Raw genomic sequence first — 17,837 nt, forward strand, 5'->3', positions numbered from 1 at the left:
TTAGATGCCAATTAATTGTTAATTATTATATTGCGGCATTAAAATTATTACCCCAAAAAGAGTATGAAAGCAAACAGAATTATGGGCTTACAGGCTTTACTTGCAATTATGTTGTTAGTAGGTTTTTCCAGTTGTAGTAAAAAATCCAGCTCAAAGAATACATCGAGAGCCACGGGTTGGAACATGGATAGTAGAAAAGGCTCTAGTAAAAAGAAGCAAGATGCAGGACCAGGATTGGTTTTTGTTGAAGGAGGAACCTTTACAATGGGTAAAGTACAAGATGACGTAATGCATGATTGGAACAATTCACCAACGCAGCAACATGTGCAATCATTTTACATGGATGAAACAGAAGTTACCAATTCCATGTACTTAGATTACTTAGATTGGTTAAAAAGTGTATACCCTCCAACTGAAGAAAACTATAAAAACATTTACGAAGGAGCATCACCAGATACTTTGGTATGGCGCAACAGATTAGGATACAATGAAACAATGACTAATAACTACTTGAGACATCCGTCTTATGCGGAATACCCAGTAGTTGGTGTTAATTGGATTCAAGCTGTTGAATTTAGCAACTGGAGAACGCAACGTGTAAACGAAGCTTTGTTAGAAAAAAACGGTTACCTAAAGAAAAATGCAAAGACCAAAGACGTAACTGCTGAAAGTAATTTTGATACTGAAACTTATTTGGCAACGCCAACTTCTGCTTACGGAGGAGACGAAACTATTGTTTTGAAAAAAGGAGCAAGAAGAGCACCTGCTGGTAGAAATGGAACTGCCGCAGAACCTAAAAATGTTTATGCACAGCGTTCTTCTGGAATCTTATTACCAGAGTACCGCTTACCAACTGAAGCAGAATGGGAATATGCTGCTGCTGCTGATGTAGGACAAAGAGAGTACAATATTTACAAAGGACAAAAGAAATATCCTTGGTCTGGAGGTTATACACGTTCAGGAAAGAGAGTGAGCAAAGGCGATCAGCTTGCCAACTTTAAACAAGGAAATGGTGATTACGGCGGAATTGCAGGATGGTCTGATGATGGTGCAGATATTACTAACGAAGTAAAAAAATATCCAGCTAACGATTTTGGATTGTATGACATGGCCGGAAACGTTGCAGAATGGGTACAAGACGTTTACAGACCAATTGTTGATAATGAAGCTAATGACTTCAACTACTTTAGAGGAAACCAGTACACAAAAAACAAAATTGGTGCTGACGGAAAAGTTGAAATTGTTACTAAAGCGAACATGAAATACGACACGCTAAGTAATGGTAGAATTATCGCTAGAAACTTCCCAGGACAAATTGCACAAGTACCTGTTGATGAGCAAGAAACTTACTTAAGACAAAACTTTGATAAAAGTAACAACATCAATTACAGAGATGGTGACAAACAGTCTACTCGTTATTACAATTTTGGAGAGTCAGAGTCAGATGATGACAAAACAAAATCAGACAAAAAAATGTATAACTCTCCTAAACATAATGTAACAACAGACAGTTTAGGTAAAATGGTTAGAAAATACGATAGTTCTAGCAAAAGAACAACGTTAATTAACGATGAATCAAGAGTTTACAAAGGAGGTTCTTGGAGAGATAGAGCATATTGGTTAGATCCAGCTCAAAGAAGATATTTTCCTCAAGATATGGCAACAGACTACATTGGGTTTAGATGTGCTATGTCACGTGTAGGTCCAAAAGCAGACAAGAAAAGATCTGCCAGAAACTAAAATCAAAACATCATTTACCCACAAAAGCCCTTTGATTAGGGCTTTTGTTTTTTATACACTATTGCTATGGACATTAATCATTTGCACCAACTTTTTCTTGAATGTAGCTCAATATCAATTGACACTCGAAAAATTGAACCTAAATCTTTATTTGTAGCTATCAAAGGAGAACGGTTTGACGCTAACACTTTTGCAGAGGAAGCACTACTTAAAGGAGCATCCTTTGTTATTATTGATAATCCAAATTATTTAATTGATCATCGAACCATCCTTGTACCAGATAGCTTAGTAGCATTACAAGAATTAGCTAAGTTTCATCGACAGTACTTGAACATCCCGATTGTAGCACTTACCGGCAGCAACGGAAAGACAACTACGAAAGAACTCATTAATGTGGTGTTGTCAAAAAAATTCAAAACTAAAGCAACAGTGGGCAACCTCAACAATCACATTGGCGTGCCTTTGACACTTCTCTCGTTTAACAAAACAACTGAAATAGGAATCGTTGAAATGGGTGCCAACCACCAAAAGGAAATTGAATTTTTGTGCGAAATCACACAACCTGATTTTGGATATATTACTAATTTCGGGAAGGCCCATTTAGAGGGATTTGGAGGAGTTGAAGGCGTCATTAAAGGTAAAAGCGAAATGTATGACTACCTTAAAAAAGCAACCAAGCTCGCATTTGTAAACTTAGAAGACGAAATTCAAATTGAAAAAACAAATTCAATAGAACGCTACACTTTTGGAGTTAATAAAAAAGAAGCAGATATAAATATCTCTGCAATTGAGGCAAAACCGCTGGTAAAAATAAACTACAATAATGTTGAAATACAATCACAATTAATTGGTTTGTACAATGCCAACAATATCAACGCTGCCATTGCAATAGGAACCTATTTTAAGGTAGCACTAAGTGATATTAAAGTTGCACTTGAAAACTATATTCCTGAAAACAATCGATCGCAATTGATGCAAATAGGAAGCAACAAAATCATCTTAGATGCATACAACGCCAATCCAAGCAGTATGAAGGTTGCTATTGCTAATTTCATTCAACTACAAGACAAAAATAAAATATTAGTCTTAGGAGATATGTTTGAGCTTGGAGAGGAAAGCAAACAAGAACACAAACTCATAGTAGAATCGGTACAAAATGAAGCAAACATCATTTGTTATTTTGTTGGAGCTGATTTTAAAGCCCAGCAAATAGTCCAATCAAATTTATTCTTTTATGAAAGCTTTGATGACTTTGCCAAAGATGTGGCTACCATTTCATTCAACAACAATTCAATCTTGATAAAAGGATCTCGCGGTATGGCTTTGGAACGCACTACAGCCTTCATCAAATAATAACATAGCCCTAATGATAATGATATGATTAGGGCTTTGTTAATTTAAATACTCATGAGAAAACCAATAAGGTTTTCTTTTTTATTTAGCCCTAACTTTTTACGAAGTCGATAACGGGCCAACTCTACTCCACCAGTAGAAATATTCATAATTTCAGCAATCTCTTTGGTTGACATATTCATTAAAAGATAAGTTGACAAATCCAGCTCTCTCGGACTAATGGTTGGATATTGTTCTTTCAATCGTTTCAAGAAATCAAAATGAACATTTTTGATATGTTTTTCAAGATCCTTCCAACTTTTATCTGCATTTACCTCCTTGACAATGCTTTTGTTTAACTTGGAAAACTGAAACTTTGTAGACTCATCAAAAGCATCCGCATTAATATCTTTTAATTTATGGATGATTCCGTTCAAAATCTTATTCTTCTTTACAACCTGCAGTGAATTATTAACCAACTCTTTATCCTTGGCTAAAATTTTGATCTTTAATTTATCGTTTTTTAATTTCTCAATCTCTTTCTCTAAATCGTATTGCTCTTGTCTAATTTTAGCTTCACGTTCTAAATATAGCCTACGTTGCTCTATAGTTTCATAGTATTTATTCTTTCTAATTTTAACCTGAATTCGTTTTCTAACAAAGAAAACACAACCCACCAATAGCACCACATAAAGTAGGTAAGCCAAAAAATGGCGGTACCAAGGCGGAGCAACTTCGAAACTAACTATTACCTCTTCAGATTCAATTCCGTTACTGTTTCTCACCTTTAATTTCATGGTATAATTTCCCTCTCTTAAATTGGTATATTCCTTAATTGAAGTTCCTGACCAACTACTCCACCGCTCATCAAAGCCTTGAAGTTGATAGGAGAATTCTACATTCTCTAAATTATCATAAATTGGAGATGAAAATGTAAATTTTACCCGATTAGAACTAAATGGTATTGTCACTTTTTTAGGTGCAACGCTGCCATTACCAAACAAAATAGTTTCATCAGGATACGAAAAACTTCGAATAAAGGCGCGTGGTTTTTGCAAAGAATTATTAGGAATATTTGAATTGTAGTGGGCTAAACCATCGGTAAGTCCTATTAAAATATCCGAAGAACCTGCGACGTTTATCGACATATAATTGGATACGAGATTACCAGATAAATTACTAAACGCAGCCGTTTCATTTTTATAACTTCCATCATTTTGCTTACGCAAAACACCTAATGATTCTTTAAAAAAATACCATAAATTATCGTATTTATCTTGGCTTAAAGCAGCTATTTGAGGTAAATTTTTGAACAATTGCGAGATGTTTTTATCTTCAATAAACAAAGTTTTTTTTTCAGAAAAACGATAAAATCGATTATTCGCTTGAAAATAAACTGCTCCGTTGATACGCTGAACACTACCAATACCTTTGTTATTCTTATCAAAATTAGGATACACTTTTATTTTCTGGAATCGGCTCAAATCAGTAGTAAACGCAAGTTGGTATACAACATTATCTTTTTTTAGCCATAAATTATGTTCGTCAATTTCAAAAGTGTTAGCTGACAAGTCGAATCCTGAAATGATATTTTTAAAACTAAAACCCGATGTTCCTTTCTCAAAAACAGTAAAACCGCTGTAGGTCGAACCAATAATAAATTGCGGTTGGTTTGGAACCGATTTAAACCCAAAATGCCCTTTAGAACTTAAAACCTCAATAACTTTTTCACCAGAAATCAAAAGAGCACCTCTATTGTGTGCGCAGATAAGTTGTCCATCAACCACTTGAATATTCCATGCTTGACCAGTTGTACCAGCAACAATTTTAAAATTTCCATCTCTAAAACTTGAATTCCACGAATGGTAAAACAAACCCTGATTGGTAGCCACATATAAATTACCTTGGTAAATTACCGACGCATAAACTGTACTTAAATTATAACTAAAACCAAAAAATGAAAAAGGCGAATTCTCGTTTATAAATGCAATACCATTATCTAATCCTAACCACAAATTATTTTTGTTATCGATAAATGAGGAGAGAACAGTGTTATTTTGCAATCCTTGTTGGTAATTAATGTGTTGGATAATTTTCCCATTCAAATCACAAATTATAATTCCATCAAGAACAGAATTAAGAGCAATATTGTTCTTACCCACCATAACACCACCTAAAGCGCTATTTCTTAACACAAACTTATTCGCCTCCGTATTCCATGGTTTGGTAGTCTCTTGATCATAAACAAACATTCCTTTATCCAAAGTACTAATCAAAAGTTGCTGATTTGGCAAAGGAAAAATACCCCAAACTTCAGTAGAATTTAAAACTGCTGTACCTTTTAACGGACGTAATCCTCCGTTGACATATTCAAGTAAACCAGCTTCTTTATCCTGAAAAATCAATTGATTTTTAACTACAAATGAAAACTGAAACCTACTTATAGGTTCAAGTATTTTTAATTTTCCGTTTTTGTAAATGTATACTTTGGTGAATGATTGAAAAACAACCTCATCTTGATAAAGATGAATTTTCCATATAAAATCAATTGACTTAGGACGATTAGATTGCAATAGTTTAGATAATGAAACATAATCCAATTTTCCCTTTGCATTGGCTTTGTAATATCCAAATTCATCATAACCACCTACAAAAATTCGCCCGGAAGAATCGATTTTCAGTGCTCTTACTGCTCCTGTATTTTGTAATGGATACCTACGCCATGAAGAACCATCATATTGCAACAACCCACTATTATTGGCAAAATACATATTACCATTAGCATCCTGATCTATATCCCAGTTTTGTGTACCGGCTTTATAATCTGATTTTTTATAATTTCTCACTTCTGGTAATCCAATGCTTTTTACTTGAGCAATACAAGAATTGAACACCGAAAAGTAGACAACAATAAAAACAATATACTTTTTGAATTTCATTTTTTCAAAATAAAAGGTGGTGATGATATAAGCTAAAAATCCACTGAGCATGTCCTACAATAGAAGCTTTGTTATTAATCAAATACAAAAAAAGAGAATTTTTCTGTAACTACTATAAATGTAGTGGTTTTTAAATTATTTAACATCTTAATAAGAAAGTAAAATAAATTTTAAAATATTTAAAATCAATATTTTACAATTTTTTTGATGTGTTTTTGTAAAGTATTAAAATATCCTTTGATGTGTTTTTGTAATGATTATAAAAAACGAATACAGAAAATTTTATACTAGTATTGCATCAAATTACTAATTAATTAACCAAAATTTTTAGAAATATGAAATTTTCAAAAGTGTTTATTTTTTGTCTATTATCTATTCTTTTCACAGCTTTTGCACAAGCGCAAGAAACAACCGTGAAAGGAAAAGTCTCTGACGAAACTGGTATGCCCATCCCAGGAGTGAGTATTCTTATTAAAGGTACTACAAAAGGAACCACAACTGATTTTGATGGACTTTATCAAATTACAGCCGACTCTAAAGCCACACTTGAGTTTAGCTATGTTGGATATACGACCACTAGTCAAGCCATTAACAGCAGACAAAATATTTCAATTAAATTACAAGCATCCACTGAAAACCTACAGGAAGTTGTTGTAGTTGGTTACGGCACGCAAAAGAAAAGTGTTGTTACTGGAGCAATATCTAGTGTAAAAGCGAAAGACCTAGAAAAAGTACCTAACGGAAGAATTGAGCAAGCCCTTCAAGGTCGTGTTTCTGGTGTTACAATTGCAGCAAGTTCAGGTCAGCCAGGATCTGGAAGCACTATCCGAGTTAGAGGTGTTACTACTTTTGGAGATGGAGGAAACAATCCGCTTTGGGTAGTTGATGGTGTTGTGGTAGATGGAAATGGAATTGGATTTTTAAACCAATCTGACATTGAATCTGTTGAAGTTTTAAAAGATGCCGCATCGGCAGCAATTTATGGAACACGTGCCGCAACAGGAGTTATATTGATTACGACTAAAAAAGGTAAAAATGGTAAAATAGCAGTAAGCTATACAGGGTTTTCTGGTTTTTCATCGCCTGAAAAAACACTAAATCTGTTAAATGCTACACAATACGCAACTATTTTAAACGAAAAATCAACGGCAGCAGGTGGTTCGCCTGTGTTTGCTAATCCATCATCTTTAGGAGTGGGAACCGATTGGCAAAAAGCAATTTTCAATAAGTCAGCATTCCGTTACTCACATGAAGTAAGCCTTAGTGGCGGAAGCGAAAAGTCAAACTTTTATGCTTCGTTTGGCATTCAGGACCAAGAAGGGATCGTTATGACTGAGATTTCTAATTTTTCAAAGAAAAACTTCCGACTTAATTCTACCCACAAAATATCAGACGTATTTACTTTTGGTCAAACTCTTGGCTTTTCTAGACAAAAATCAACAGGGATAGGAAATACAAATAGTGAATTTGGAGGTCCTTTAAGTTCTGCTATTAACTTAGATCCAACTACACCATTAGTTGAAACAGACCCTACAAAAGCAAACCAAGCACCATACGCTGGAAATCCAGTAATTAGAGATGCTAATGGTAATCCTTACGGAATATCAAGTTTGGTTGGTCAAGAAATGACTAATCCATTAGCTTATGCAAAAACAAGATTAGGAAGTTTTTCAATGTCTGATGATATTGTTGGAAACGCTTATTTAGAAGCAGCTATTTCAAAACATATAAAAGTTAGATCTACGCTTGGAGCAAAATTATCAACTTGGGGCGGGCAAGGTTTTACTCCCGTATTTTATTTAAGCGCTACTTCAAATGTGTTAAAAAACAATTACAGTAAAAGCGAAAACAAAAGTTTTGCTTGGAACGTAGAGAACATTGTTACTTACACCAACAAATTTGCTAAACACAACCTGACTGTATTATTAGGACAAGGTTCATATGTTGATAATATTGGTGGTGGTTTAGGAGCTACTTTGTTTGGATTACCAATTTCTGATTACAGAGATGCCTCCTTCAATTTTGATATCCCACAAACAGACCGCACTAGCTACACCTACGATGCAACTGAGCACAAATTAACATCGTTGTTTTCACGTGTGAATTATGATTATGATGAAAAATACCTTTTTACGGGTATTATTCGTAGAGACGGATCAAGTCGTTTTGGAGCCAATAATAAATTTGGTGTTTTCCCATCTTTCAATTTAGGATGGGTTGTAACCAAGGAAGAATTCTGGAAAGAAAACAAATTTGTAAATACTTTTAAAATACGTGGAGGTTACGGAATTGTAGGTAATGATGCCATTCCGGATTTTAGATACCTATCATTAGTTGAAGGGGGTTACAACTATTCTTTTGGAAACACAGGAGCAATTACTACAGGATACGCAAATCTTACTTTAGATAACCCAGATTTGAGATGGGAAGAAACTTCACAAGCAAACATCGGATTTGAGTCAAAAATATTGAATGATTTTACCTTAACTGTAGACATGTACAAAAAATCTACAAAAGGAATTTTAAGACCAATTAATATTCCCGGTTATGTCGGAGTTACTGCCAGTCCAGTGGGCAACGTTGCCGATATGGACAACAAAGGAATTGAGATTGAACTTGGATACAAAAAAAGCTTCGGAGATCTTAATTTTTCAGCTAATGGAAACGTTGCTTATCTAGAAAACAGGGTGACTTATGTGGCTTCTGACTCAGATTTTATAGGAGGAGATGCTTCATTCCAATCAATGGGACAAGTAACCAGAACGCAAGTAGGACAATCATACAATTCCTTTTATGGATTTAAAACCGCTGGTATATTTCAAAACCAAGCCGAAATTGATGCCTACATCAATACTTCTGGTGGATTAATTCAGCCTAACGCACGCCCAGGAGATTTCCGCTGGGTTGATACAAACGGAAATGGTTCTATTGGCGATGATGACAGACAATTTTTAGGAACAAATATTCCAAAATACACCTACGGTTTGACTTTAAACCTTGATTATAAAAACTTTGACTTAATGATCTTTTCGCAAGGAGCAGCTGGAAATAAAATATTCCAAGGTTTACGCCGTCTCGATGTAGGAAATGCCAATTACCAAACAAGCGCTTTGGGCAGATGGACAGGCGAAGGAACATCCAACACTTACCCACGTTTAACGAACAACGACAGCAACAGCAACTTTGGAAGAATGTCTGACTTTTATCTTGAAAAAGGAGATTATTTGAGATTAAAGCTGATCCAAATTGGATACTCATTACCAACCAAAGCCGTCAGCAAAATTGGAGCAAGTAAGCTACGATTTTATGTAAATGCTGAAAACTTATTTACAATTACAAAATACACGGGTTACGATCCAGAAATTGGTGGTGGTGTATTTGGTATCGACAAAGGAATTTATCCGCAAGCAAGAACATTCATGCTTGGAGCTAATGTACAATTCTAAAACATAAAAAAATTATGAAAACGATCTTACTAAAAAATCTATTCGTAGCAACTGCAGTACTTTCAATGGTATCATGCTCAGAAGAATTTGTAGAAGTTACACCAAAAGGTTCCTTTTTATCTGAAAATTATTACGCCAATCAAGATCAAGCTACTGCTGCACTTGTTGGTGTTTATGACCCGATTAGAAAAAATTCTAGCGGTTTCGAAAATATGATTGCTATGATGAATGCCGGTTCTGATGATCATTTTGCAGGTGGCGGAGGACCAACTGATGGTGCTGGAATTCAAGGTTTTTCATCGCACTCCTTAACTCCTACTACTATTCCGGGAAGTTTCTGGAACGACCACTACCAAGGAATTTTTAGAGCCAACACTTTACTTTTAAAAATTCCTGGCGTAGCAATGCCTGAAGAAGTTAAAGCTCGTTTTACGGGTGAGTCAAAAGCTTTACGAGCAATTTACTACTTCAATTTGGTACGCTTATTTAAAAATGTTCCTTTGCTACTAGATCCGTTAACAGCAACAAATATGTACACGGTAGAACAAGCATCACCACAAGCTGTTTACGAACAAATTGAAAAGGATTTGTTAGATGCCATTAACCTTCTCCCAAATCGAGTTAATGTTGAAACTGAGTCTGGCCGATTAAACAAAGGGGCTGCACAAGCCATGTTAGGCAAAGTTTATTTATTTCAAGGTAAAAAAACAGAAGCAGCCGCAATACTAGCACAAGTAAACGGAACTCCTGGAACAACCAATCAATATGGTAACAAATTGCTAACTAAATTTAGTGATTTATGGGTAGTAGGAAACAAGTTTAATTCAGAATCGTTAATTGAAGTATCGCATACAAGCGCCGGTAATTCAGATTGGGGTTTCTGGGGTTCAGGAAGAGACGAAGGAAATTCACTAAACGTAATGGTTGGTCCAAGAAGTTATTCGAAAACAGTAGGTTCTACTGCAGCAGATTTACCTTCGGGCTGGGCATTCAACCTAATCACACAAGATTTGTACGATGCGATTAAGAATGACCCACGTTTTGAATCAACGATTTATGATTTAAAAACTTTAAAAGTAGCTGGACAAGCAAATTATATTGGCGCATACCAAGACACAGGCTACTTTTTGAATAAATTTTTACCCCGAAAAGAAGATGTAAGAACTGGAGGTGGTGCTGCCGAATTAAATTACAAACAAAACAGCTACATCTTGCGTTTGGCCGACACTTATTTAATGGAAGCAGAAGCATTAGGCTCAGGACCTAGAGCGCAAGCATTACTTGACGCAGTTCGAAGTAGAGTTGGTTTACCATCAATTCCTGTTACTATTGACGCGATCAAAAACGAAAGAAGAATGGAATTGGCAGGAGAAGGACATCGCTTTTTTGACTTGGTTCGTTGGGGTGATGCTACTGCAAAATTAGGCAGCAGAGGTTTTAATGCCGGAGTAGACGAAATTTTTCCAATTCCTGAAAGAGAATTACAAGGAACAAAATTGAAACAAAATCCTGGCTACAATTAAGCACTGTTTTTGTTTCAAGCTAAAATTAAGTCTAGAACAATTGTAACTCGTTCTAGACTTGGTTCTAAAATTCAAGAGTAAGAAGCCTTACAATACTGGTAATTAATATTTTATATTTGATTTTTTTGTTTAGTTAGACCTTCATTAAGAGCTTTTAACTACTTTTAGCTAAAAGCTCATTAGAAGGGAATTAATCATAAAACAAACATATGAAGCAACTCAAAAACTCAATCGTTTGTATCATTTTAGGATGTCTGACATCAATTTGCGAGGCGCAAAGTCTAAAGGTCTTAACGTATAACATCCGTTTGGATATAGCTAGTGATGGGGCAAATGCTTGGTCAAATAGAAAGGATTACTTCAACGCTCAATTACAATTTTACAATCCTGATATTTTTGGTATTCAAGAGGCACTACCAAATCAAGTTCGTGATATTGCAGCAGCGCATGAAACGTACAAAAATATCAGCATGGGCAGAGATGGAATGGAACAAGGAGAAGCATCGTCTCTATTTTTTAAAAAAAATCGTTTTACATTGCTACAAGGTGCTACTTTTTGGCTTTCAGAAACACCAAACGTTATTTCAAAAGGTTGGGATGCTGCACTAAACCGCATTTGTACCTATGCCCTTTTAAAAGACAAAGAGACTAAAAAACACCTCTGGGTTTTTAATACCCATCTTGATCACATGGGAGAGCAAGCAAGAACAGAAAGTTTGGCTTTAATTGTATCCAAAATAAAGCAACTCAACACACAAAATTATCCTGTTATTTTAATGGGTGATTTCAACTCTGAGCCTCAAGAAGAGCGCATCAAACAACTCAAAAAATCAATGGATGACTCTAGAGACATCAGCATTCAAAAGCCTTTTGGACCCAACGGCACATTCAATGGTTTTAAACACAACGAACCCGTAACTAAATTAATTGATTACATTTTTCTATCAAAAAACAATCCTTTTCTCGTAACAAAATATGCTATTCTAAGCGACTCGAAAGATCTCAAATACCCTTCGGATCACTTGCCAGTGTATATCGAGTTAAAACTGAAATAATTATGACTTTACTACAAAATTCTATAAAACTAGTACTGCTTTTTAGCTTTAGTATGAGCACAAGCAACTGTTCGTCGTCAAGCGATACTACCGAGGTTGTGGTTACGCCCGCTCCTACTACACCGCCTACAACTGGAACTAATCAGATGGATTTTTGGTTAACCAAAGGCAATCAAACTATAGTATTACAAAAACAGCCTGGCAATTTGACTTTTGGCAACAATACAAATACTTATGCTAACATTGAAGTTGATGAAAGCAAAACATTTCAAACTATTGACGGTTTTGGTTATACACTAACAGGTGGTAGCGCTCAAGTTATCAATCAACTTTCAGCACAAAAAAGACAAGAACTTTTAAAAGAATTATTCGGTAATGATGCTAACGGAATTGCAATTAGCTATTTACGTCTAAGTATTGGCGCATCAGACTTAAATGCGACACCATTCACATACGATGATCTTCCAAATGGACAAACAGATGTTACATTATCTAAATTTAGTTTGACTCCTGATCAAGCTGATGTCATTCCAATGTTAAAAGAAATTATAGCTATAAATCCGTCTATAAAAATAATGGCAACGCCATGGTCTCCGCCAGTTTGGATGAAGGACAATAACAGTTTTGTTGGAGGAAGTTTAAAACCCGAATTTTACAATGTATATGCAAAATATTTTGTGAAATACATTCAAGCCATGAAGGCCGAAGGAATAATAATTGACGCCATTACACCTCAAAACGAACCTTTACATCCTGGCAACAACCCGAGTATGTTAATGCTGGCACTACAACAAGCTGATTTTATTAAAAATCATTTAGGGCCAGAATTTAAAGCCGCAAACCTCAACACAAAAATTGTAGCGTACGACCATAATTGCAATAAACCAGAATATCCTATAGCTGTATTGGGAGACACAGGAGCAAATCCCTTTGTAGACGGATCGGCATTTCACCTTTACGAAGGCGATATTAGCGCACTTGAAACCGTTCACAATGCTTTTCCTACCAAAAATATTTATTTTACAGAGCAATACACCTCATCAACAGGTAGTTTTTCTGGAGATTTAAAATGGCATGTAAAAAATGTAATCATCGGATCAATGCGCAATTGGAGTAAAACAGCTTTAGAATGGAATTTAGCCAATAATGCCTCTTTCGGTCCAAATACTCCTGGTGGTTGTACAACTTGTAAAGGAGCCTTGACTGTTAATAGCAGCGATAGCTTTACAAGAAATGTAGGCTACTATATTATTGCTCATGCTTCAAAATTTGTTCCAACCGGCTCGGTACGCATTTCAAGTAACAATTCAGGAAATTTAAATACAGTTGCTTTTAAAACCCCTGCAGGAAAAAAAGTTTTATTAGTTGAAAACGACGGAGAAACAACTACTTTATTCAACATCAAATACAACGGAACTTGGATTACTACTTCATTAGAAGGTAATTCTGTTGGAACTTATATTTGGTAAAGCGCATTACATTCTATCTAAAATGAAAAAAATAACAACTTTAACACTTGCAGCAACTACTTTTTTTGCATTTGCTCAGCCCAAAAAAGCAAATCAAACTGTAGCATTTACAACATCCGGCAAAACTATTACGGTGTATACCACCGCAGAAAATACCAAATTGCGACTGTCTCAAACAGACAAATTAAGCTTCGGTATAGCCAAACAACCTCTTGAAACTGAGATTTCGGTTTTTGTAGAACCAAACAAGACTTTTCAAACATTCATGGGCATAGGTGGAGCAATAACTGACGCAAGCGCGGAAGTTTTTGCAAAATTAAGTAAAAGCAAACAGCAAGAATTACTGCAAGCCTATTACAATACGGAAAACGGAATTGGTTATTCGCTACTAAGAACAACTATTCATAGTTCTGATTTTTCAAGTGGAAGCTATACTTACGTGATTGAAGGCGATAGTGAACTAAAATCGTTTAACATTGACCACGATAAAAAATACCGCATCCCGATGATCAAGGACGCTATAAAAACGGCCGGTGGAAAATTGACATTGTATGTTTCACCTTGGAGTCCACCAGCATTTATGAAAAGTACTGGCAATATGTTGAAAGGCGGAACTTTGAAACCTGAATTCAATCAAGCATGGGCCAATTATTACGCTAAATTTATAAAAACCTACGAAAAAGAAGGAATGCCTATTTGGGGACTTACAGTACAAAACGAGCCTATGGCAACCCAAACTTGGGAATCATGCATTTACACTGCCGAGGCTGAACGCGATTTTTTAAAAAACTTTCTTGGACCAACTTTAAAGAAAGAAGGCTTAGGCGATAAAAAAATTGTTGTTTGGGATCATAACAGGGATTTAATAAATCAAAGAGCAAATGTCATTTTTTCTGATCCAGAAGCATCAAAATATGCTTGGGGAATAGGATTTCATTGGTACGAAACTTGGGCAGGTGGTGCACCTATGTTTGAAAATATTCAAAAAGTCAATGAGGCATACCCAACAAAAAACCTCTTGTTTACTGAAGGTTGCGTGGAGAAATTTGATGCCAATAAATACCAATTGTGGGCTAATGGCGAACGTTACGGCACTAACATGATTCACGATTTTAATAACGGCACCGTTGGATGGACGGACTGGAATATTCTTTTAGACCAAAATGGAGGTCCCAATCACGTGGGGAACTTCTGTTTTGCACCAATCCATGCTGACACTAATTCTGGAGAACTTATTTACACACCAAGTTATTACTACATTGGCCATTTTTCTAAATTCATTCGACCAGATGCCAAAAGAGTAAGTACGGCGGTAAGCCGAAGCTCTTTAATCAGTACTTCATTTTTAAACAAAAACGGCAAAATGGTAACGATAGTAATGAATCAAGGAGATAAAAATGTAACCTATAATTTGATTATCTCTAATGAAAAAACAGTGATCGAAATTCCCGCGCACGGAATTCAAACCTTGGTGTATTAGAATATCTGTTTTTTAAAAAAAATCGAATAAAAAATTTATTTTAAAAAAGGAAACTTCAACTTGAATTTTTTAAAATTCGGAACGGTAACTAAATAAATTCTTAACAGTAGCTAATAGGTTTCTATCAAATTTAAAAATTAGGTCAAAATTAAAAAACGCAGCAAACAGTGTTTCAACATACTGCTTACTGCGTTTTTGTTGACAATTTAACCAACAATTAGATCTCAGTGCGACTCAAATAAGAGGAAATCATTCCTTTTGAAGACGATGTTATGAGGCACTTTTTATGCTTTGCTTTCAGCCGCTCTTTATTTTTGATTGGCTGCTGATAAAATTCCATCAATATTTTCTTCAGTAAATTTTCCTCCAGATAATAAAACTAATTTATTTATTGGCATATCAGATAACATTGTTTCAAAAAACAAAGCTGCTTTTTTCTCATCTTCGGTTTCTGGTTTTTTTGAAGCTCCCATAAAACCTTGTACTAAGTTTTCATAAATTGCTAAAGTTTTTGGAGACCTTTTGAATTCTTTAAATAAAGATTCACGAGTAAAAACGAGTTGTGCAGGTTTTGAAGATTCAATAAAAACCGTTTGTTTTAAAGGCAAATCTCGAGAAGAGCCTCCAACCAAAACATCAAACTTTCCTGATTTCACGGTCCACTCATGTGTTTTTGAATTGTAATAAGAGAAATCACGAGAACTCAATTTGAAAGTAATTGTTTTTTCCTCTCCTGCAGCTAAGGCCACTTTTTCAAAATATTTAAGCTCATTTTCAGGTCTACTTATTTCACTTTCTTGCTCATGTACGTACAACTGCACTACTTCTTTTCCAGCCATTTTTCCAGTATTTTTTACTTTAACAGAAATGGTAACCCCTTCTGAATCTTTGGCCGAAGTAGTATTGGCCTTTATATCAGAATATGAAAAAGTAGTAAAACTCAATCCATATCCGAAAGGAAAACTTGGTTCAATTTTCTTTTTGTCATAGTAGCGGTAACCGATATAAATCCCTTCACCATAATTAGCTTGTCCGTCTCTTGATGGGAATTCAATTGCGGTTGGAGTATCTTCCAATCGTGCTGGAAATGTCTCCGATAACTTACCTGAAGGATTCACTTTTCCTATCAATACATCTGCAACTGCGCCTCCACCAGCTTGCCCTCCAAGATAGGCTTCCAAAATAGCTGCAACATCATTTTTCCATGGCATTGCAACAGCAGCTCCATTCATCAAAACCACAACACTATTCTTGTTTACTTGAGCAACTGCACTAATTAATTGATTGTGGCCTAGTGGCAAATCCATATTAGTCCTATCAAAACCTTCCGACTCATAACTATCTGGCAAACCTGCAAAAACAAGAACTACATCAGCATCTTTGGCAATTCGCACTGCCTCAGCTAATTTCGCCTGATCTGTTTCTCCTTGTGAATTGTATCCTTGCGAAAATGTAAACTGTGTACCTTTGGCTAGTTTTTGTAATTCATCAAATGCGTTTAAAATTTGAGTTGGACGCACTTGCGAACTTCCAGCTCCTTGATAACGTGGATTTTTGGCAAAATCACCAATGATAGCAATCTTTTTAACAGAAGGTTTTATTGGTAAAATAGCAGATTCATTTTTCAACAACACAATGCATTCGCTGCTTATTTGTCTTGCTAGTTCATTGTGCTTAGCCTTGTCAACCACAATACCTTTTTTGTGACTGTCTTTTGCTTTTAGAGTTACCGCCAATAGATTGGTTACAATTTCGTCTAATCGGCTTTCTTTTAGAGTACCGTTTTTAACGGCATCAACAATTTTCTTATCATTTAATCCACCACTTGCTGGCATTTCAAGATGCATACCCGAGTCAACACCAAGCGCTCTTTCATTTACAGCACCCCAATCAGAAACTACAAAACCTTGTAACCCCACTTGTCCTTTAACATTTGCTGTAATAAAAATGGATTTTCAGAGGCATAGGTTCCATTTAATTTATTGTAGGAACACATCACGGTCCAAGGTTGTGCCTCTTTTACTGCCATTTCGAATGCAGGAAAATATATTTCATTCAAAGTACGTTCGTCAACATTTGAATTATTAGACATTCGTTCAAACTCTTGACTATTTGCCGCAAAATGCTTCATAGAGGTTCCAACGCCTTGGCTTTGAACCCCATTTATGAATCCTACTGCAATTTTACCCGCCAAAACAGGATCTTCTGAAAAATATTCAAAATTCCTTCCACCCAGAGGAGAACGTTTCATGTTTACTCCAGGTCCTAACAAAATTTGTACATCATTGGCTTGGGCCTCAATTCCCAGAGCTTCGCCCATCTTTTGAGCCAATGCCGTGTTCCAAGAAGATGCCAAAGCTGATGCCGTAGGAAAACAAGTTGACGGTACACTGTTTGTAAAATCAAAACCCTCTGCCTTACGTAATCCGTGAGGACCATCAGTCATAAAAATGGACGGAATACCCAGTCTTGGAATGGCCTTAGTTGACCAAGCTGTTCCACCTGAGCACAAAGAAGCTTTTTCCTCGAGTGTCAATTGCGAAACTAATTTTTTAGCTTTTGCTCGATAATCAATAGCCTGCGCTTGCATTTGTAGCGTAAATGCGAACCCAAGGAGTAATAGAATAGTTTTTTTCATAGTCTTTTGCGTTAGTTTTTTTTATTCAAAGGTCAAAATAATTATTGTGTTATAATGACGCAATGTAAACAATATTTTTGAAAAACAGCACATTACATTATTTTTGATAAGCTTTTTTACATAAAATGCATAACTAGTTCGAAAATGAAACATGAAAAAATGCAATTCTTAACTTATTCTTTTCATATTGTACAACGCGCTCTTAAATAATTTTG

The 17,837-nt window shown here is 35.5% G+C and carries 10 protein-coding genes; 7 read left to right on the forward strand and 3 right to left on the reverse strand.

Features of this window, described 5'->3' with window-relative positions:
* The first annotated feature begins 63 nt into the window (after positions 1-63).
* Positions 64-1,740: a gliding motility lipoprotein GldJ gene (gene gldJ, locus L1S34_RS12975; protein ID WP_166137972.1), complete on the forward strand. Its 1,677-nt coding sequence runs from the start codon at positions 64-66 to the stop codon at positions 1,738-1,740.
* A gap of 66 nt (positions 1,741-1,806) precedes the next feature.
* On the forward strand, positions 1,807-3,093 hold the full coding sequence (locus tag L1S34_RS12980) for a UDP-N-acetylmuramoyl-tripeptide--D-alanyl-D-alanine ligase (protein ID WP_236364354.1): 1,287 nt from the start codon (positions 1,807-1,809) through the stop codon (positions 3,091-3,093).
* A gap of 44 nt (positions 3,094-3,137) precedes the next feature.
* On the opposite strand, the gene L1S34_RS12985 is transcribed toward L1S34_RS12980, so the two are convergent.
* Entirely contained in the window at positions 3,138-6,011 is a 2,874-nt protein-coding gene (locus L1S34_RS12985) for a triple tyrosine motif-containing protein (protein WP_236364355.1), read from the reverse strand.
* Between the two features lie 335 nt (positions 6,012-6,346).
* On the opposite strand from L1S34_RS12985, the gene L1S34_RS12990 reads away from it, so the two are divergent.
* The 5 genes from L1S34_RS12990 (at position 6,347) to L1S34_RS13010 (ending at position 14,984) form a co-directional block, all read left to right on the forward strand.
* Positions 6,347-9,457: a SusC/RagA family TonB-linked outer membrane protein gene (locus L1S34_RS12990; RefSeq protein ID WP_236364356.1), complete on the forward strand. Its 3,111-nt coding sequence runs from the start codon at positions 6,347-6,349 to the stop codon at positions 9,455-9,457.
* A gap of 14 nt (positions 9,458-9,471) precedes the next feature.
* A complete protein-coding gene (locus tag L1S34_RS12995; protein WP_236364357.1) occupies positions 9,472-10,980 on the forward strand; it encodes a RagB/SusD family nutrient uptake outer membrane protein in 1,509 nt (502 codons plus the stop codon).
* 209 nt (positions 10,981-11,189) lie between these two features.
* Complete coding sequence (locus L1S34_RS13000) at positions 11,190-12,035, forward strand: endonuclease/exonuclease/phosphatase family protein (protein ID WP_236364358.1); 846 nt, start codon at positions 11,190-11,192, stop codon at positions 12,033-12,035.
* A gap of 2 nt (positions 12,036-12,037) precedes the next feature.
* Positions 12,038-13,504 carry a glycoside hydrolase family 30 protein gene (locus L1S34_RS13005; protein ID WP_236364359.1) on the forward strand — a complete coding sequence of 489 codons (1,467 nt, stop codon included), beginning with the start codon at positions 12,038-12,040 and terminating at the stop codon, positions 13,502-13,504.
* Between the two features lie 22 nt (positions 13,505-13,526).
* On the forward strand, positions 13,527-14,984 hold the full coding sequence (locus L1S34_RS13010; RefSeq protein ID WP_236364360.1) for a glycoside hydrolase family 30 protein: 1,458 nt from the start codon (positions 13,527-13,529) through the stop codon (positions 14,982-14,984).
* A gap of 308 nt (positions 14,985-15,292) precedes the next feature.
* Here L1S34_RS13010 and L1S34_RS13015 read toward each other — a convergent pair whose 3' ends face one another.
* A complete protein-coding gene (locus L1S34_RS13015; RefSeq protein WP_236364361.1) occupies positions 15,293-16,903 on the reverse strand; it encodes a glycoside hydrolase family 3 C-terminal domain-containing protein in 1,611 nt (536 codons plus the stop codon).
* A complete protein-coding gene (locus tag L1S34_RS13020) occupies positions 16,882-17,622 on the reverse strand; it encodes a glycoside hydrolase family 3 protein (RefSeq protein WP_236364362.1) in 741 nt (246 codons plus the stop codon). The genes L1S34_RS13015 and L1S34_RS13020 overlap by 22 nt, the downstream gene beginning before the upstream one ends.
* Positions 17,623-17,837 lie beyond the last annotated feature (215 nt).

It is taken from the genome of Flavobacterium sp. K77 (assembly GCF_021608205.1).
In the GTDB taxonomy this organism is placed as follows: domain Bacteria; phylum Bacteroidota; class Bacteroidia; order Flavobacteriales; family Flavobacteriaceae; genus Flavobacterium; species Flavobacterium turcicum.

Bases quoted from the DNA above. Each gene is read 5' to 3' on its own strand.
- gldJ (WP_166137972.1), top strand. From the start codon at position 64: ATGAAAGCAAACAGAATTATGGGCTTACAGGCTTTACTTGCAATTATG.
- L1S34_RS12980 (WP_236364354.1), top strand. From the start codon at position 1,807: ATGGACATTAATCATTTGCACCAACTTTTTCTTGAATGTAGCTCAATA.
- L1S34_RS12985 (WP_236364355.1), bottom strand. From the start codon at position 6,011: ATGAAATTCAAAAAGTATATTGTTTTTATTGTTGTCTACTTTTCGGTG.
- L1S34_RS12990 (WP_236364356.1), top strand. From the start codon at position 6,347: ATGAAATTTTCAAAAGTGTTTATTTTTTGTCTATTATCTATTCTTTTC.
- L1S34_RS12995 (WP_236364357.1), top strand. From the start codon at position 9,472: ATGAAAACGATCTTACTAAAAAATCTATTCGTAGCAACTGCAGTACTT.
- L1S34_RS13000 (WP_236364358.1), top strand. From the start codon at position 11,190: ATGAAGCAACTCAAAAACTCAATCGTTTGTATCATTTTAGGATGTCTG.
- L1S34_RS13005 (WP_236364359.1), top strand. From the start codon at position 12,038: ATGACTTTACTACAAAATTCTATAAAACTAGTACTGCTTTTTAGCTTT.
- L1S34_RS13010 (WP_236364360.1), top strand. From the start codon at position 13,527: ATGAAAAAAATAACAACTTTAACACTTGCAGCAACTACTTTTTTTGCA.
- L1S34_RS13020 (WP_236364362.1), bottom strand. From the start codon at position 17,622: ATGAAAAAAACTATTCTATTACTCCTTGGGTTCGCATTTACGCTACAA.